The sequence below is a fragment of the Lactobacillus fornicalis genome, assembly GCF_055362665.1.
In genome coordinates, this window is record NZ_JBLTIM010000025.1 from 61,906 (window position 1) to 77,846 (window position 15,941).

Annotated in this window: 19 protein-coding genes; 17 read left to right on the forward strand and 2 right to left on the reverse strand. The window is 33.9% G+C overall.

The window, feature by feature from the left end; all coding sequences use genetic code 11:
• Window positions 1–96 precede the first annotated feature (96 nt).
• The 17 genes from murB to ACNDLV_RS06235 all read left to right on the forward strand — a co-directional run bounded on the left by murB (window position 97) and on the right by ACNDLV_RS06235 (window position 14,556).
• A complete protein-coding gene (murB, locus tag ACNDLV_RS06155; protein WP_006587435.1) occupies window positions 97–1,008 on the forward strand; it encodes a UDP-N-acetylmuramate dehydrogenase in 912 nt (303 codons plus the stop codon).
• Complete coding sequence (locus tag ACNDLV_RS06160; RefSeq protein WP_006586981.1) at window positions 1,005–2,105, forward strand: ABC transporter ATP-binding protein; 1,101 nt, start codon at window positions 1,005–1,007, stop codon at window positions 2,103–2,105. The genes murB and ACNDLV_RS06160 overlap by 4 nt, the downstream gene beginning before the upstream one ends.
• Window positions 2,095–2,907, forward strand: a complete 813-nt coding sequence (locus tag ACNDLV_RS06165; protein WP_006587434.1) for an ABC transporter permease — start codon at window positions 2,095–2,097, stop codon at window positions 2,905–2,907. Before ACNDLV_RS06160 ends, ACNDLV_RS06165 begins: the two co-directional genes overlap by 11 nt.
• Window positions 2,904–3,713, forward strand: a complete 810-nt coding sequence (locus tag ACNDLV_RS06170) for an ABC transporter permease (RefSeq protein WP_006586979.1) — start codon at window positions 2,904–2,906, stop codon at window positions 3,711–3,713. Before ACNDLV_RS06165 ends, ACNDLV_RS06170 begins: the two co-directional genes overlap by 4 nt.
• Window positions 3,710–4,783, forward strand: a complete 1,074-nt coding sequence (locus ACNDLV_RS06175; protein ID WP_006586978.1) for an ABC transporter substrate-binding protein — start codon at window positions 3,710–3,712, stop codon at window positions 4,781–4,783. Before ACNDLV_RS06170 ends, ACNDLV_RS06175 begins: the two co-directional genes overlap by 4 nt.
• Window positions 4,784–4,819: 36 nt before the next feature.
• Window positions 4,820–5,662: a diadenylate cyclase CdaA gene (gene cdaA, locus ACNDLV_RS06180; RefSeq protein WP_006586977.1), complete on the forward strand. Its 843-nt coding sequence runs from the start codon at window positions 4,820–4,822 to the stop codon at window positions 5,660–5,662.
• Window positions 5,659–6,627, forward strand: a complete 969-nt coding sequence (locus ACNDLV_RS06185; RefSeq protein ID WP_006586976.1) for a CdaR family protein — start codon at window positions 5,659–5,661, stop codon at window positions 6,625–6,627. Before cdaA ends, ACNDLV_RS06185 begins: the two co-directional genes overlap by 4 nt.
• 18 nt (window positions 6,628–6,645) lie before the next feature.
• Window positions 6,646–7,998 (forward strand): phosphoglucosamine mutase, encoded by a 1,353-nt coding sequence (gene glmM, locus ACNDLV_RS06190; RefSeq protein WP_006586975.1) that lies wholly within the window; start codon window positions 6,646–6,648, stop codon window positions 7,996–7,998.
• A gap of 99 nt (window positions 7,999–8,097) precedes the next feature.
• A complete protein-coding gene (locus ACNDLV_RS06195) occupies window positions 8,098–8,907 on the forward strand; it encodes a Cof-type HAD-IIB family hydrolase (RefSeq protein ID WP_006586974.1) in 810 nt (269 codons plus the stop codon).
• 8 nt (window positions 8,908–8,915) lie between these two features.
• Window positions 8,916–9,749, forward strand: a complete 834-nt coding sequence (locus ACNDLV_RS06200; protein WP_006586973.1) for a Cof-type HAD-IIB family hydrolase — start codon at window positions 8,916–8,918, stop codon at window positions 9,747–9,749.
• A gap of 80 nt (window positions 9,750–9,829) precedes the next feature.
• Window positions 9,830–10,270, forward strand: coding sequence for a CopY/TcrY family copper transport repressor (locus ACNDLV_RS06205; protein ID WP_006587432.1), 441 nt, complete (start codon window positions 9,830–9,832; stop codon window positions 10,268–10,270).
• A gap of 14 nt (window positions 10,271–10,284) precedes the next feature.
• Window positions 10,285–10,653, forward strand: a complete 369-nt coding sequence (locus ACNDLV_RS06210; RefSeq protein WP_006586971.1) for a cupredoxin domain-containing protein — start codon at window positions 10,285–10,287, stop codon at window positions 10,651–10,653.
• Window positions 10,653–12,560 (forward strand): copper-translocating P-type ATPase, encoded by a 1,908-nt coding sequence (locus ACNDLV_RS06215; protein WP_006586970.1) that lies wholly within the window; start codon window positions 10,653–10,655, stop codon window positions 12,558–12,560. Before ACNDLV_RS06210 ends, ACNDLV_RS06215 begins: the two co-directional genes overlap by 1 nt.
• A gap of 103 nt (window positions 12,561–12,663) precedes the next feature.
• On the forward strand, window positions 12,664–13,047 hold the full coding sequence (locus ACNDLV_RS06220; protein ID WP_006587431.1) for a fluoride efflux transporter FluC: 384 nt from the start codon (window positions 12,664–12,666) through the stop codon (window positions 13,045–13,047).
• A complete protein-coding gene (locus tag ACNDLV_RS06225) occupies window positions 13,044–13,379 on the forward strand; it encodes a CrcB family protein (protein WP_006586968.1) in 336 nt (111 codons plus the stop codon). The genes ACNDLV_RS06220 and ACNDLV_RS06225 overlap by 4 nt, the downstream gene beginning before the upstream one ends.
• On the forward strand, window positions 13,380–14,087 hold the full coding sequence (locus ACNDLV_RS06230; RefSeq protein WP_006586967.1) for a hypothetical protein: 708 nt from the start codon (window positions 13,380–13,382) through the stop codon (window positions 14,085–14,087).
• 1 nt (window position 14,088) lies between these two features.
• Window positions 14,089–14,556: a low molecular weight protein-tyrosine-phosphatase gene (locus ACNDLV_RS06235; protein WP_006586966.1), complete on the forward strand. Its 468-nt coding sequence runs from the start codon at window positions 14,089–14,091 to the stop codon at window positions 14,554–14,556.
• 47 nt (window positions 14,557–14,603) lie between these two features.
• On the opposite strand, the gene ACNDLV_RS06240 is transcribed toward ACNDLV_RS06235, so the two are convergent.
• Together ACNDLV_RS06240 and ACNDLV_RS06245 are read right to left on the reverse strand one after the other, a co-directional pair.
• Window positions 14,604–15,332: a YebC/PmpR family DNA-binding transcriptional regulator gene (locus ACNDLV_RS06240; protein WP_006586965.1), complete on the reverse strand. Its 729-nt coding sequence runs from the start codon at window positions 15,330–15,332 to the stop codon at window positions 14,604–14,606.
• A 76-nt stretch (window positions 15,333–15,408) separates the two neighbouring features.
• Window positions 15,409–15,897 (reverse strand): VanZ family protein, encoded by a 489-nt coding sequence (locus ACNDLV_RS06245; RefSeq protein WP_498882982.1) that lies wholly within the window; start codon window positions 15,895–15,897, stop codon window positions 15,409–15,411.
• Between the last annotated feature and the right edge of the window lie 44 nt (window positions 15,898–15,941).

Sequence of the window (15,941 nt, forward strand, 5' to 3'; positions counted from 1 at the left end):
TCTCCTTAAATGTAAACAATTTCAGTATAGCATACTACTGCGTAATAACGCGCTTTGCGGTAAAATAAAAAGGATGAAAAAATTGGAGGCTCCTAAATGAAAATAGATTCTTTAATTAAGCAGAATTATAATATTTCAAAGCAGATACCTTTGAGTCGATATACTTTTACTAAAACCGGTGGAGAGGCAGAATATCTGGTTCTTCCAAAGAATCTGGAGCAGCTGCAGATGTTAGTTGCTGCAGCAAATGAAGATGGCTTAGATATTACTGTTATTGGTAATGCATCAAATTTAATCATATCTGATAAAGGGATTGCTGGTTTAGTAATTATTTTAACAGACATGAATGAAATTAAGCTTGATGGAGATATAGTTGAGGCCCAAGCTGGTGCAACAATCATTAAAACAGCTTTTTTTGCTGCTAATCACGGTCTGTCAGGTTTAGAGTTCGCTGCAGGGATTCCTGGCAGTGTTGGTGGTGCCGTCTTCATGAATGCTGGGGCATATGGTGGCGAGAGTGAACAAGCTATTTCTGAAGTTACAGTTTTAACTAGAACTGGTGAAATTAAGCATTATAGCCATGATGAGATGCAATTTAGTTATCGTCATTCATTGGTTCAAAATACTGGAGATATTGTAGTTAGTGCCCGTTTTAAGTTGAAAGCTGGCGATAAGCTTAAAATCCTAGATGAAATGAATTATCTTAATGCTTTGCGTGCCTACAAACAACCACTTGAATATCCATCTTGCGGGAGTGTCTTTAAGCGTCCAACAGGTCATTTTGTCGGCCCAATGTTGATTAAGGCTGGCTTGCAAGGAAAGCAAATTGGTGGAGCACAAGTATCAACTAAGCATGCAGGATTTATTGTTAATAAAGGTGGGGCAACAGCTACAGATTATTTAAATCTAATTCATTACATTCAAAAAACAATTAAAGAGCAACGCGGAATTGATTTACATACTGAAGTTAGAATAATTGGTCGTGATATTGAGGGGGAGAGTAAGTGAACATCATTGAATTAAAGAATGTAACTAAGCGTTATGATGATGGCTTTGTAGCTTTAAAAGATATTAACTTAGAGATTGAATCGGGTAAATTTTATTCTTTGCTTGGTCCAAGTGGTAGTGGAAAAACAACTATTTTACGAATTATTGCCGGTTTTACAGAAGCAACTAGTGGCCAAATTTTGTTTGATGGTCAAGATATTACTAATTTAGATGCTTCTAAAAGACATTTAAATACCGTCTTTCAAAATTATGCCTTGTTTCCACATTTAGATGTCTACGAAAATGTTGCTTTTGCTTTAAAGCTGAAAAAAAGACCAGAATCTGAAATTAAACAAGCTGTTAAAGAGGCTTTACATACTGTTCGCCTAGATGGGTATGCTAATCGTGAAATATCTGAATTATCAGGTGGACAGCAACAACGGGTTGCTATTGCCCGGGCAATTATTAATAAACCAAAGGTACTTTTACTAGATGAGTCCTTATCTGCACTAGACAAGCGTTTACGTAAAGAAATGCAGTTTGAATTACGGGCTATTCAAAAGAAATTAGGTATTACATTTATATTTGTAACTCACGATCAAGAAGAAGCTTTGGCAATGAGTGATGAAATCTTTGTTTTAAATGAAGGACAAATTCAGCAATCTGGGACACCAGTGGATATTTATGATGAACCAGTTAATGATTTTGTAGCTCGCTTTATTGGAGATTCTAATATTGTCCCTGGTCGAATGGTTCAAGACTATGAAGTGGAATTTGTTAATAAGCATTTTGAATGTGCCGATGCGGGGATTAATCCACGAGAAAAAGTTGAAGTGGTGCTGAGACCAGAAGATTTGGACATTGTGGAACCTGATAAAGGTAAATTAATAGTTACAGTTGAGAGTCAGCTCTTTTTAGGTGACCATTTTGAAATTAAGGCTCATGACGCTGATGAAAATGAGTGGTTAATTCACTCTACAAATCCGACCGAAGTAGGAAAAGAAGTAGGTATTTTCTTTGATCCAGAAGATATTCATGTTATGCGGTTTGGTGAAAGTGAAGAAGAATTTGATGCACGGTTAGAAAAATACGAAGGTGAGGATGATAATGAAGAATAAACGTTGGTTCTTTTTATTACCTTACAGTCTTTGGATTGGCTTATTTGTGGTTTTACCTTTGTTAATGATTTTTTGGACTTCTTTAACAGGTAATGGCTCAATTAGTTTGGAGAATTTTAGTAATTTTTTTACTAATGCTACATTTTTAAGAATGACACTTAATTCATTTTGGTATGCATTACTTATTACTTTATTTACTTTGTTAGTATCATATCCAGTAGCCTATATTTTAACGAAACTAAAGAATCAGCAATTTTGGTTACTTTTGATAATTTTACCAACTTGGATTAATTTGCTTTTAAAAGCCTATGCATTTATTGGGATTTTTGGAAAAGATGGACTTGTAAATAATTTTTTACATTTATTTGGAATAGGTCCTGTAAATATTTTATTTACAAATTTTGCCTTTATTTTCGTAGCAACTTACATTGAAATTCCTTTTATGATTTTGCCGATTTATACTGCAATTAAAGAAATTGATCCTGCTTTAATAAATGCTGCTAATGATTTAGGTGCAAGTAAGTGGCAAACTTTTCGCTATATAATCTGGCCATTGTCTCTTCCTGGTGTAGAAAGTGGCGTTCAAGCTATTTTTATTCCATCATTATCTCTATTCATGTTGACTAGATTGATTGGTGGTAATCGCGTGATTACTTTAGGAACAGCAATTGAGGAATATTTTACAACAACAATGAATTGGAGCATGGGGTCAACAATTGGTGTGATTTTAATTGTGATGATGGTAGCAGTAATGGTTATGACTGGTGAGAAGAATAAGCGCAAAAAGGAGGTAAAGCTATGAAAAAAGTTTGGGGTAGACTATATTTGGCATTTGTTTTATTGATTCTTTATTTGCCAATTTTTTACTTAATTGTTTTTTCTTTTTCAAGTGGAAAAAATATGGATGTCTTTCGTGGCTTTACGTTATCTCATTACGCAGACTTATTTGCTGATGGCAGACTTTTAGCAATCTTTTTAGATACGATAATGTTAGCCTTGCTTTCTAGTTTAATTGCCACAGTTATTGGTACAATGGGAGCAATTGCGATTGATGCCACTAAGAATAAAAAGAAAAAGACAGTATTGTTATCATTAAATAATGTATTAATGGTGTCACCAGATGTTATTATTGGTGCCAGTTTTTTGGTGCTTTTTACTGTATTAGGACTTAGTTTAGGTTTTGGATCAGTTTTGCTTAGTCACATTGCCTTTTCAATTCCGATTGTTGTTTTAATGGTGCTTCCTCGTATCAAAGAAATGGATAAATCATTGATTGATGCAGCTCGTGATCTTGGTGCTAATAATTGGCAGGTCTATAGCAAAGTTTTGATACCAGCAATTACACCCGGAATATTATCTGGTTTATTTATGGCTTTAACGTATTCACTGGATGATTTTGCTGTTACGTTTTTTGTAACAGGAAATGGGTTTACTACTTTATCAGTTGAAATATATTCTCGTGCGCGCCAAGGGATTGATTTAGAAATCAATGCGTTGTCAACTCTAATGTTTTTAATTGTTTTATTGTTGGTTGGTGGATATTATCTCTTAACGACACGTCATAGCCATAAAGGTAATAAGCCAGAGATTGGGGGCCTTATTAAGTGAAAAAATTAATTTGGGGTGCAGCCATTATTTTGGCCCTTTGTTTGGGACTTAGTTTAGCAGCTAATAAGTTAGATTCATCAGCGGCTACTTCTTCCAAGAAAACATTAATTATTTATAATTGGGGCGACTATATTGACCCAAGTTTGATTACTAAATTTGAAAAGCAAACGGGCTATAAAGTGATTTATGAAACATTTGATTCAAATGAAGCAATGTATACTAAGGTAAAACAAGGTGGGACTAGCTATGACTTAGTAATTCCATCAGATTACATGATTACCAAAATGAGAAAGGGTCATTTACTAGACAAGATTAATACTGATAAGCTGTCTAATTTTAAAAATATTAACAAGCAGTTTTTGCATCAATCTTTTGATAAAAAGAATCAATATTCTGTACCATATTTCTGGGGTACTTTGGGAATTATTTATAATGATAAATATGTTAAGCCTGGTGAAATTCAACACTGGAATGACTTATGGAATTCAAAATGGAAAAATAGCATTCTGTTAGTTGATTCAGCACGTGATATTATGGGATCTTCCTTAGTTTCATTAGGCTATTCAATGAATACAACTAACTCGGTTGAACTAAAACTTGCTAAGACAAAATTGGATAGTTTAGGAGCAAATGTTAAAGCAATAATTTCTGATGAAATTAAAATGTATATGATTCAAAATGAAGCTGCTCTTGCTGTTACTTGGTCTGGTGAAGCAAGTGAAATGTTATCAAATAATTCACATCTCCATTATGTAGTGCCAGAAGAAGGATCTAACTTGTGGTTTGATAATATGGTGATTCCTAAAACCGCTAAAAATAAAAAAGCTGCTTATGCATTTATTAATTTTATGCTAGATGCTAAAAATGCTGCACAAAATGCAGAATATGGTGGATATGCGACTCCTAATGAAGCAGCGATGAAGTATTTGCCAAAATCTATTCGGGATGACAAGCAATTTTATCCAGATAAAAACACCATTAAGCATTTACAAGTTTATAAGGACTTACCTCCTAAAAAAGTACAAGAATATAATGATTTATTCTTAGAATTTAAGATGTATTCTCGCTAAAAGGGTATAATAATATTTAATGATAGGAGGGGCTAGATGACTTTTAATTTTACTAATTTCTTTACTTGGCAAAATTTATCAATCCTATTAGATATTTTAGTAGTTTGGTATATTTTGTATTTATTGTTGATGCTCATTAAAGGGACCAAGGCTGTCCAGTTAGCAAAAGGTTTAGTTATTATATGGGTAGCTAGACAAGTTGCTGGTTGGATAGGACTTAACACCTTCGCATATATTGTTGATCAACTCCTATCTTGGTCAGTTATTGGAGTTATTATCATTTTTCAACCGGAAATTCGTAGAGGACTTGAACATCTAGGAAGAATGCCGTTTTTTAATGGTAATGCCAAAACTGAACGACAAATGTCAGAAAAATTTGTTGCTGAATTAGATAAAGCAATTCAATATATGAGTAAAAGACGGATAGGTGCTTTGATAACAATTCAGCGTAATACAGGTCTTGATGACTATATTGAAACAGGTATTGGCTTGGATGCTGAAGTTACAGGTGCATTATTAATTAACATTTTTATTCCTAATACACCACTGCATGATGGTGCAGTTATTATTAGAAATGGCCGAATTGCAGTTGCAGCGGCATATTTGCCATTATCAGATAACAGTATGATTCCTAAGAAACTGGGTACCCGTCACCGTGCAGCTGTTGGGATTTCGGAAGTCACTGATGCGATAACAATTGTTGTTTCAGAAGAAACTGGTGGCGTCACAATCACCAAAAATAGTCAATTTATGTTAGATATGACTAGAGACGAATATATGAAATACTTGACTAGTGAATTGGTACCCAAAGATGAAGTAAGGCAGACAGTTATCCAAAAATTATTGGGTAGGTTATGGAATTGGGGTGCAGGACGATGAATAAATTCTTTGATAAACCTTGGTTTTATAAGATAATCGCCTTGCTTGCCGCCACGTTATTAGTTATTTATATTGATACGACTCAGCATGGTTATTTCACTCAAGGTGAGCAAACAACTAGCCAGCAAACTGCAACTAAAAAAGTTACTATCAGTGTCCCATTACAAGTTTCTGTAAATACAGATCGATATTATGTAACGGGCTATCCGGAAAAAGTTAAGATGACTCTTTCTGGAGCTAGTGCCTTAGTTACATCGACACAGAATACTCAAAATTTTCGTGTTTATATTGATTTAACTAAATTGAGTGTTGGTAAGCATACAATTAAAGTTAAAGTAACAAATTTGAATAAGCAATTAGCTTATTCAATTAATCCGCAAAAAATAACAGTTAATATTCAAAGAAGAAAATCTCGTTCGCTCCCGGTTCAAATAGAGTATAATAAAAATGCTGTACCGGATGCATACAAGATAGGAACCGCTAAAGCTGATCCTTCAGTAGTCAGTGTTACTGGTGCAAAAAGTGAAGTAAATCAAATTAATAAGATCATTGCCAAAGTTGTTTTGCCAACTAATACAACTAAGACTTTTGAACAGCAAGTTATGTTAGTGGCAGAAGATAAGAAGGGTTCGCAACTGAATGTTGTTATTAATCCTTTAGCAGTAAATGTAAAAATCCCAATTACATTACCTAAAAAGACTGTTAAAATTAAGCTAAACCCTAAGAATGAATCTAGTGATAAGGTTTACTCATTGACTGCAGAAACCACTAGTGTAACTATTTATGGCAAGAGCAGTGCTTTGAAGAAGATTAAAGAACTTGATACAGATGTTGATTTGAAGAATGTTACTAGTTCACAGACCAAAAAGATAAAGCTGAAGTTGCCTGATGGGGTAATCAAGGCAAGTGAAGAAGTAGTGGATGTGAAAGTAACAGTTGCAAATTCTGCACAATCAAGTTCATAAGAAAGGTAGTTTATTGTAATGTTAAAATATTTTGGTACTGATGGCGTTCGTGGAATTGCTAATGAAGTTTTAACCCCTGAAATGGCTTTTAAGTTAGGTCGTATGGGTGGTTATGTTTTAACTAAGCACAAGAAAGATGGAGAAAAAGCAAAAGTTTTAGTTTCTAGAGATACTCGTATTTCAGGACAAATGCTCGAATATGCCCTTATTTCAGGACTTTTGTCAGTTGGGATTGAAGTTTTAGAATTAGGTGTAATTACAACTCCAGGTTTATCATACTTAGTTCGTGCTCAAGGTGCAGATGCTGGTGTTCAAATTTCAGCCTCACATAATCCGGTTCAAGATAATGGGATTAAGTTCTTTGGTAGCGATGGTCTTAAATTATCTGATGCAAAAGAAGAAGAAATTGAACAATTAATTGATGCACCAGAAGATACTTTACCTCGCCCATCAGCATTAGGTTTAGGTACAGTAACTGATTATCATGAAGGTGCTTCAAAGTATTTACAATTTATCGAACAAACTATTCCTGAAGATTTAGATGGAATTAAAGTAGTTGTTGATGGTGCAAATGGTGCTTCAAGTCATTTGATTTCACGTCTATTTGCTGACTTGAATATTGATTTCACTACTATTGCAACTCATCCAGATGGTTTAAACATTAATGACCATGTTGGGGCTACTCATACTAAGAAGTTACAAGAAGAAGTTGTTAAGCAAGGTGCAGATCTTGGTTTAGCTTTTGATGGGGATGCAGATAGATGTATTGCTGTTGATGAAAATGGTAACGAAGTAGATGGTGACCACATTATGTATGTTATTGGTACGTACTTAGCAGAACATGGCCGTCTTAAGAAAAATACTATTGTAACAACTGTGATGAGTAATCTTGGCTTCACTAAAGCATTAGAGCGTGCTGGATTGAAGAATATCCGTACTCAAGTTGGGGACCGTTATGTTTCAGAAGAAATGCGTGCTAATGGTTATAACTTAGGTGGGGAACAATCTGGTCACGTGATTATTAGTGATTACCACAACACTGGTGATGGTATGCTTACAGGACTTCACTTAATGCTAGTTATGAAGAAAACTGGCAAGAAGTTAACAGAACTTTTAAAAGACTTCAAAGAATACCCACAACGATTAATTAATGTTCCTGTTAAGGATAAAAAAGCATGGAAACAAAATGAAAAAGTAATGGCCGTTATCAAGGAAGTAGAAGATGAAATGAATGGTGATGGACGTGTCCTTGTAAGACCATCTGGAACTCAAGAATTACTTCGTGTAATGGCTGAAGGCCCAACTCAAGAACAAACTGATGCTTATGTAAATAAGATTGTAGAAGTTGTAAAGGTTGAAATGGGCGAGTAACTTTCTTTAATTAAGGGATAAAAAGACTGCAGATAGCGGTCTTTTTTTGTACAATAAAATATATGTTTAAAAAATAATTTTAATTTTCGGAGGACTAAAATGACAATAAAAATGCTTGCCGTTGACTTAGATGGAACTCTTTTGACGACACATAATACAATTGCTGCTGAAACGCAAAGAATGCTTACTTTAGCAAGAAAACAAGGATTGAAAGTTGTTTTAGCTTCTGGACGACCACTATCAGGTATTTTGCCATATGCAGCACAATTAGGACTTGAAGGGGATCAACAATTCGCAACTGTTTTTAATGGTGGGGTTGCTCAATCTTATAGTGGAAAAGTTCTTTTTAGCCATGAACAAAATTTGCATGATGTTGAAACGATGAAACATTTACAGAGATTAGCTCATGTCAATATGCACTTTGAAACAACTGAAGCTTTTTATACTTTTGATCGGATAATTAATGTTCAGATGGGAATTAATGCAAGTACCACAAATAATGAAATCCATGTTTGCGACTTAAAGGACTTAAAAAAGGATTTTAGTTATATAAAGTGTGAATTTACGGGTTCAGTTGATGAAGTTGCACGCTTTAGAAAACGCTTGCCAGATTGGGTATTTGATCAATATAATGTGGTTAGAAGTGCGGAAAATATTATTGAATTTAATAATCCAGCAGCTTCAAAGGGCTTGGCTCTAGTGGAATTGGCTAATAGACTAGGTTTTGAAGAAGATGAAGTGATGATTTTTGGTGATGAAGGTAATGATATTTCAATGTTTTCAAATCCACATTTCAAGAAGATTGCTATGGGAAATGCAATTGATGAAATTAAAGATTTAGCTGATTATGTTACTGATGACAATAATCATAATGGGATTGCCAAAGCACTTAAAAAGTTTGTTTTGTGAGGAAAAGAATGTTAATAAAAATGATCGCGACTGATTTGGATGGAACATTATTAACATCAGATCATCGTATAGGTTCGAAAACTAAGAAAGCATTGCAGATGGCTAACAAAATGGGGATAAAAGTTGTTCCCGCATCAGGGCGTCCACTGCCTGGTGTGTTGCCATATTTAAAGCAGTTAAACATTTCAGGACATAGTAATTATGCTATTTTGTTTAATGGTGGAGTTGTGCAGCGCCTAACGGGGGAAAAGTTAATAAGTAATGATTTAACTTATGAAGATTTAAAAGAGATGCTTCATTATCAACAGTTAGGTAAGGTTAACTTACATTTTATGACCGAAAATCATTATTATACAATGGATCGAAACCTTTCAATTATTATGGCAGCAGCTTCTGCATTGAATAATATGAAAATCAGAGTGCGTGATTTGCCTCAAATTCCACAAGATTTTCGCTTTATTAAGGCCGAATTTAGTGGATCTGCAAGTGAAATTAAGGACTTTAGACAAAATTTGCCAAAAGTGTTTTTTGAAAAATGGAATGCTTCAAGTAGTGGGATTTCGTCTTTGGGGACTGACACAATTGAAGTTAATAATTTAGTAGCTTCTAAGGGACTGGCTATTCATCAATTAGCACATCGCTTAGGTTTTCATGAAAATGAAGTAGTAGTTTTTGGTGATCAAGGTAATGATTTGTCGATGTTTGAAAATAATAATTTTTATAAAGTTGCAATGGGAAATGCAATTAGTGACTTAAAAGAGCGTGCAGACTTGATTACTAAGGATCATGATGATGATGGAATTGCTTATGCTTTAAAGAAGATTATAACGAGCCAAGTTTAATTACTTGGCCTTTTTTATTGACAAAAAGTAAGCATGGTTATAATATTATGTTGACAAATGTAAACGATGGAGATGAAATAATGACCGAAAAAGTAATGAAGATGAATATCTCAGATGCTGAATGGGAAGTCATGAGAATTATTTGGACACTTGATGAAGTGAAAAGCAGTGAGATAATTAATCAATTAAGTGAAAGAATGTCTTGGACGGAATCTACTATAAAAACCTTAATTAGAAGATTAGTTAATAAAGGCTTAGTAAAAACTAGAAAAAAAGGTCGAGCCTATATCTACAGTGCAATGGTTTCTGAAAATGAGATGATGTATCAAGTAGCCAAGGATATGTTTGCTCATATGTGTGATATGCATAAGGGAAGTTTGTTAATTCGATTGATAAAGGAAATTCCTTTATCTAAATCTGCAATAAATGAGATTCAGGCAGAACTTAATCAAATGGAACAATCAGCTCCAGAATCTGTCCCTTGCGATTGTCTACATAATAATCAAAAGCATCATTGTTAAAGGAAGTGTGAAGTATGCGCAGTTTTTCAATTCTAATTGCTGTATTTATAATTGGATTTATTATTTGGTGGTTCTTTATTAGGAAAGTTAAAGATACAGAATTAGCTATGGCAGATCAAAATAAGCAAAAAGCCCAGATTGTTATTCAAGGTGGCTATAGTCCATCTACTTTGGTCTTACAAAAAGGAATTCCAGCAGAAGTGGAATTTTTGCAAAAGGACGCAACAGCGTGTTTGGCTGAAGTAAGATCAGCTGAATTAGCACTTGATAAAAAAATCGCCCCAGGTGAAAAAGTAACAATAAAAGTGCCAACCGATCAAGCAGGAGAATATAACTATAGCTGTGGAATGAATATGTTTCATGGAAAGGTAGTTGTTAAGTAATGAAAATGAGTGTAAGAAAAAAAGTTATAATTACTTTAATTTTAGCGTTGCCATTACTTTTTCAAATGGTTCTTATGCCTTTTCATATTATGTTTCCATATTATAATGAATTAGCTTTAATCTTAACAACATTGATTCTAGTTTTAGCAGCTAAAGACTATTATATTAGTGCTTGGGCAGCCTTTAAAAAAGGGCAAGCTAATATGAATACATTAGTAACAATTGGGACTTTAGTTGCTTATTTTTATAGTATTTATGCAATGACTCTTGGCCATGAAGTATATTTTGAAAGTGCAGCGGTTATTATTTTATTTGTTTTAATAGGTGATAGCCTTGAAGAAGGGATGCGTAAACGCGCTAGTGGTGCATTAAAGGGGCTCTTAAAATTACAAGCAAAAGAAGCAATCCTACTCAAAAATGGGCAAGAAATTAAGATACCAGTTGAACAAATAAAAATTGGCGATACTTTAGTAGCTAAACCAGCAATGAAGTTCGCATGTGATGGCGTTGTTGTTAAAGGAAGTAGCCATGTTGATGAATCAATGATTACTGGTGAAAGTTTGCCAGTTAAAAAAACAGTAGGAGATAACATTGTTGGTGCAACAATTAATTATGATGGTGTTATTAACTATCGCGTTACAAAATTAGGGCAAGATACTTTACTTAATCAAATCGTTGAGTTTGTTAAGAAAGCCCAAGCTTCAAAAGCTCCTATTCAGAGATTAACTGACAAGTTTTCACAGTTTTTTGTACCGATTGTTTTAATTATTGCAATCATAACATTTGAAGTTTGGTATGTGATTTTTTCTGCTCCAGTTGATCGAAGTTTGATTTTTGCAGTTAATGTTTTAGTTATAGCCTGTCCTTGCGCTTTGGGACTTGCAATTCCGACTGCTTTAATGGTTGGTACTAATTTAAGTGCTAAGCATGGAATTTTGATAAAAAATGGGCAAGCTCTTGAAGAAATAAATCAAATCTCAACTATTGTTTTTGATAAAACAGGAACGATTACGAAAGGTGAGCCAGTAGTAACGGATATTGTAGGAGATGTTAACAGGGTATTAACTTTAGCAAAAAACTTAGAGCAAAATAGTGAGCATCCACTTGCTAAAGCGTTTTTAAATGAAGCTAGAAAATATAAGTTGCCAAGTTATGAAGTGTCCAATTTTCAAGTTCATAAAGGACAAGGAATTTCAGGGATAATTAATGGCCAGGAAATTTTTATTGGAAATGAAAAAATGGCAACTGATTTAAGTCAAAAATTACTAGATGCTGCCAAAAAGTTAGAAAGTCAAGCCAAGACTTGTGCTTATGTGGGAATTGCTGGTAAAGCGATTGGTGTAGTAGCGATGCAGGATATTCCAAGAGACAATGCTGCTTTTGTAATAACTGAACTTAAAAAAATGGGCAAGAAAACAGTTATCTTAACTGGCGATAACCAAAACGTTGCTAGAGAAATTGGTAAAAATGTGGGTGTAAATCAGGTTATTAGCGAAGTCTTGCCAAATGAAAAGGCAAAGGAAGTTAAGAAACTCCAAAAAGAAGCTAAAGTTGCTTTTGTTGGTGATGGAATTAATGATGCACCAGCACTTTCGACTGCCGATGTTGGTGTAGCTATGGGGAGTGGAACAGATATTGCCATTGAAAGTGGTGACATTGTTTTAATGCAAGATAATCTAAAGAATTTGCTTAATGCCTTACAAATTTCTAAGAAAATCTTTAATCGAATAAAAATCAACCTTTTCTGGGCCTTTATCTATAACGTAATAGGTATTCCGATTGCTGCTGGTATTTTTGCTAAGCAAGGGTTAGTTTTAAGTCCAGAACTAGCAGGATTGGCGATGGCTTTTAGTTCTATTTCAGTTGTCGCCAGTTCATTACTTTTAAATAGAACAAAATTTAATTAATACTTCCTCAGAAAAGTTCTCAAAGACAAGCTTTGAGAGCTTTTTTCTGCTTTATTAAAAGTTATTTTTGCGGTAAACTTACAATTGTTCTGGAGATGAAACTATGAATAAATTAAGAGTTTATTTAAGTGTTGCAGCTTTTGGCTTTTTGGGTGGTATATGTCGATATTTTTTATCGGGAATTTATCAAGCCATTGGAACTGTAATTTGTAATTTATTAGGATGTTTTTTACTCTCTTGTCTTACTTATTTTGTTATTGAGAGTCAAAAATTACCTGAATGGTTAAATACGGGTTTAGGTACAGGCTTCATCGGTGCTTTCACAACTTTTTCTAGTTTTGAATTAGACAGTTTGAAGTTTATTAATGCCAACCAAAGTGTAGCAGCTGTATCTTATTTCTTGATTTCAATTATATTTGGCTTTTTATTTGCTTTGTTAGGCATGAAAGTCGGTATTTTATTGGGAAAGAGAGGAATAAATAAATGATTTTAGCTGGTTTAGGAGCTGCATTAGGAGCAATTTTCCGTTATTTTTTAACTGTAACTATCAAGCCGAATCATTTATGGCCGAAGACTACTTTTTTTATTAATATGACGGGTGCTTTTTGTCTTGGTTTCCTGTTTGCTTTAGGAGTAGATAAGAATGTTTATACTTTTTTGGGGATAGGAATTTTAGGTGGTTATACAACTTTTTCTACGCTAAATAAAGAATTAGTAACTTTGCGTAAGACAAAAATAGGATTACTATATGCCGTTAGTTCATATCTACTTGGATTATTATTAGTTTATATTGGATTTTACCTGGGAAAGATGATGTAAATGAGAAAAATTATTTATTTAGTTACTAAGATTATTGTATCGCTGGCATTTGCTTTTTCATTGTTGCTTTTATTGACAAGCTCAATCAACATGAAGAGCAATAATAATCGTTTATATGCCAAGCAATTAATTACTGAAGTTGCTGATGATTCTGGTTATGGTAACTTGTCTAGTCTTTTTGCTTCAAGTGGATTAGAAGATGAAATGCTGAATCATTTACCAAAGAAAACAGAAGTAAGCATTACTCCACTTGAAGTTTATAATTTGAGTAGTACCTATGAAAAAAAGGGAAAATTCTCAAGTAACGATTTGAAATTACCAGCCAAGACTAGTGGCGAAAAATTTATTAGTAAGTATATTGCAGCCGGAATTAATGCAGGATTAAAACGTAATAATGAAGATGTAAAAAATGCGATGAATTTGTATCAGCTTGTGTATTATGCTTTGCTTTTATGCTTTGTTATTAGTATTATTTTGGTACTACTTGGTAAACGGTTTGCTGGATTGACTGCAATTTTGTCTTCTGTTGGGATGTTAGTAGGATTATTATTTGCTAGTGAAAAGGCAACTGCAACACTTGATGAAATTTTGTATTCAGGCATGAAAGTTACAATTTCACCTAATTTCCTAACAGCTGTAATTATTGTGGTTATTGCAAGTATCGTTTGGGAAGTAGTTTGTCATAACTATAGAAAGACTCTAATATAATATGAAAAAAGTTTTATTTGTTTGCCATGGTAATATTTGCAGATCTCCTATGGCTGAGTTTATCGCACGTGATTTAGCTAAAAAAGCGGGTTTGAGTGATGTTGAATTTGCTTCTAAGGCTACAACTCGAGATGAAATTAATGCTAGCGGAATTGGTCATGATATGGATCGACGCGCCAAAAGTAAATTAGATGAAAAAGGCATCCCTTATACTTATCATGAGGCAAGTCAGGTAACCAGAGAGGATTATCAAAAATATGATTACTTGTTTTGTATGGATGAAGAAAACTTCCTTGATTTAAATCGCATTACTGGTGGAGATCCTGAAGGTAAAGAAAAGAAGCTCTTAACTTTGTTAGGATCTCATAAAGATATTGACGATCCATGGTTTACTGGAGATTTTGAAACAAGTTATCGCAAAATTAAGCAAGCTTGTGAAGTTTTAATTGAAAATTTAAAAAATGAATAAGAAAAAAGCTTATTGGGATTTTTCCCAATAAGCTTTTTTAATGATGATTAATCTTCATCATCAGCTGCAGTGTAGACATTTGATACATCATCATCGTCTTCTAATGCATCGATTAAATGTGCAAATTGTTCTTTCTTGTCAGCTGGAACTGGAGTAGTGTTTTGTGGAATCATAGTAAGTTCTGCATCAGCTAACTTGTAGCCAGCCTTTTCCAAAGCATCACGTACACCAGTAAATTCTTTGGCATCAGTGTAGATTTCGTATGCATCATCACTTGTTTGTAAGTCATCTGCACCGGCATCCATCACATCCATCAACATTTGGTCTTCATCAGCATCAGTAGTTGAGCGATCAATTACAATGTAGCCTTTACGGTCAAACATGTAAGCAACTGAACCAGTTGCTCCTAAACTACCACCATTACGAGTAAATGCAGTACGAACACTAGTAGCTGTTCTGTTCTTGTTATCAGTCAAAGCTTCAACTAAAACAGCAACACCACCTGGTGCGTAACCTTCATATGTGATTTCATCGTAATGTTCTTCAGAGCCACCTTCGGCTTTTTTAATTGCACGTTGAATGTTATCTTTAGGCATGTTAGCTGCACGAGCTTTGTCCATAACTAACCGCAATGCTGGATTCCCTGAAGGGTCAGGACCACCACTCTTTGCAGCCATATAAATTTCACGAGATAATTTCTGGAAAATCTTACCTCTTTTTGCGTCTTGTGCATTCTTGCGGCCTTGGATATTGTGCCATTTTGAATGTCCTGACATATAAGAATCCTTCTTTCTTTATTTAATAGTTAACCTTTATAATCTTACCGCTAAAGGCCAGTAAATTCAATTTATATTAATTTTTTATTGCTTTTTTCGCAGATTTTTCAATGAACAATCGATAAATCAAAAATAATAAAATCCCGCATAATGCTCCGATACTATCAAGGACTACGTCATGTACACTTGGAGTACGATCACCTGTTAAATATTGGTGATATTCATCGAAAACTGCCAAACTAATAGTAATTGGCCAAATAAAAATAAAAGCATAAACTTTATTCAAAAAGAAACGTTTAAGTCCTGCAAACAGGCCTAATCCTAATAAAAAATAACTTGAAAAATGGGCTAATTTTCTGACAAAAAATTGTGTAAAACTAGTTAGGCCATCTTTGCTTGCGCTGTGAATTTGACCACCATAATTAATAGAAATATGAGATAAAAGTGGGTCGAGAAAGCCAAAGTAAGTTTTTATCGTTGATGAACTCATTTTTTGTTCATGATAAGTCATTGAACTAGAAATGAATAAGCTTATAAAAATGATTAGTGCAAGAACAAGACTCAATTTCTCTCGCTTGCTGAATTTAAATTTTTGAAACTGTCAAATTT

Coding starts and splice junctions, on each gene's coding strand:
- murB (WP_006587435.1), top strand. CDS start 97: ATGAAAATAGATTCTTTAATTAAGCAGAATTATAATATTTCAAAGCAG.
- ACNDLV_RS06165 (WP_006587434.1), top strand. CDS start 2,095: ATGAAGAATAAACGTTGGTTCTTTTTATTACCTTACAGTCTTTGGATT.
- ACNDLV_RS06170 (WP_006586979.1), top strand. CDS start 2,904: ATGAAAAAAGTTTGGGGTAGACTATATTTGGCATTTGTTTTATTGATT.
- cdaA (WP_006586977.1), top strand. CDS start 4,820: ATGACTTTTAATTTTACTAATTTCTTTACTTGGCAAAATTTATCAATC.
- ACNDLV_RS06185 (WP_006586976.1), top strand. CDS start 5,659: ATGAATAAATTCTTTGATAAACCTTGGTTTTATAAGATAATCGCCTTG.
- glmM (WP_006586975.1), top strand. CDS start 6,646: ATGTTAAAATATTTTGGTACTGATGGCGTTCGTGGAATTGCTAATGAA.
- ACNDLV_RS06195 (WP_006586974.1), top strand. CDS start 8,098: ATGACAATAAAAATGCTTGCCGTTGACTTAGATGGAACTCTTTTGACG.
- ACNDLV_RS06200 (WP_006586973.1), top strand. CDS start 8,916: ATGTTAATAAAAATGATCGCGACTGATTTGGATGGAACATTATTAACA.
- ACNDLV_RS06205 (WP_006587432.1), top strand. CDS start 9,830: ATGACCGAAAAAGTAATGAAGATGAATATCTCAGATGCTGAATGGGAA.
- ACNDLV_RS06210 (WP_006586971.1), top strand. CDS start 10,285: ATGCGCAGTTTTTCAATTCTAATTGCTGTATTTATAATTGGATTTATT.
- ACNDLV_RS06215 (WP_006586970.1), top strand. CDS start 10,653: ATGAAAATGAGTGTAAGAAAAAAAGTTATAATTACTTTAATTTTAGCG.
- ACNDLV_RS06220 (WP_006587431.1), top strand. CDS start 12,664: ATGAATAAATTAAGAGTTTATTTAAGTGTTGCAGCTTTTGGCTTTTTG.
- ACNDLV_RS06225 (WP_006586968.1), top strand. CDS start 13,044: ATGATTTTAGCTGGTTTAGGAGCTGCATTAGGAGCAATTTTCCGTTAT.
- ACNDLV_RS06230 (WP_006586967.1), top strand. CDS start 13,380: ATGAGAAAAATTATTTATTTAGTTACTAAGATTATTGTATCGCTGGCA.
- ACNDLV_RS06235 (WP_006586966.1), top strand. CDS start 14,089: ATGAAAAAAGTTTTATTTGTTTGCCATGGTAATATTTGCAGATCTCCT.
- ACNDLV_RS06240 (WP_006586965.1), bottom strand. CDS start 15,332: ATGTCAGGACATTCAAAATGGCACAATATCCAAGGCCGCAAGAATGCA.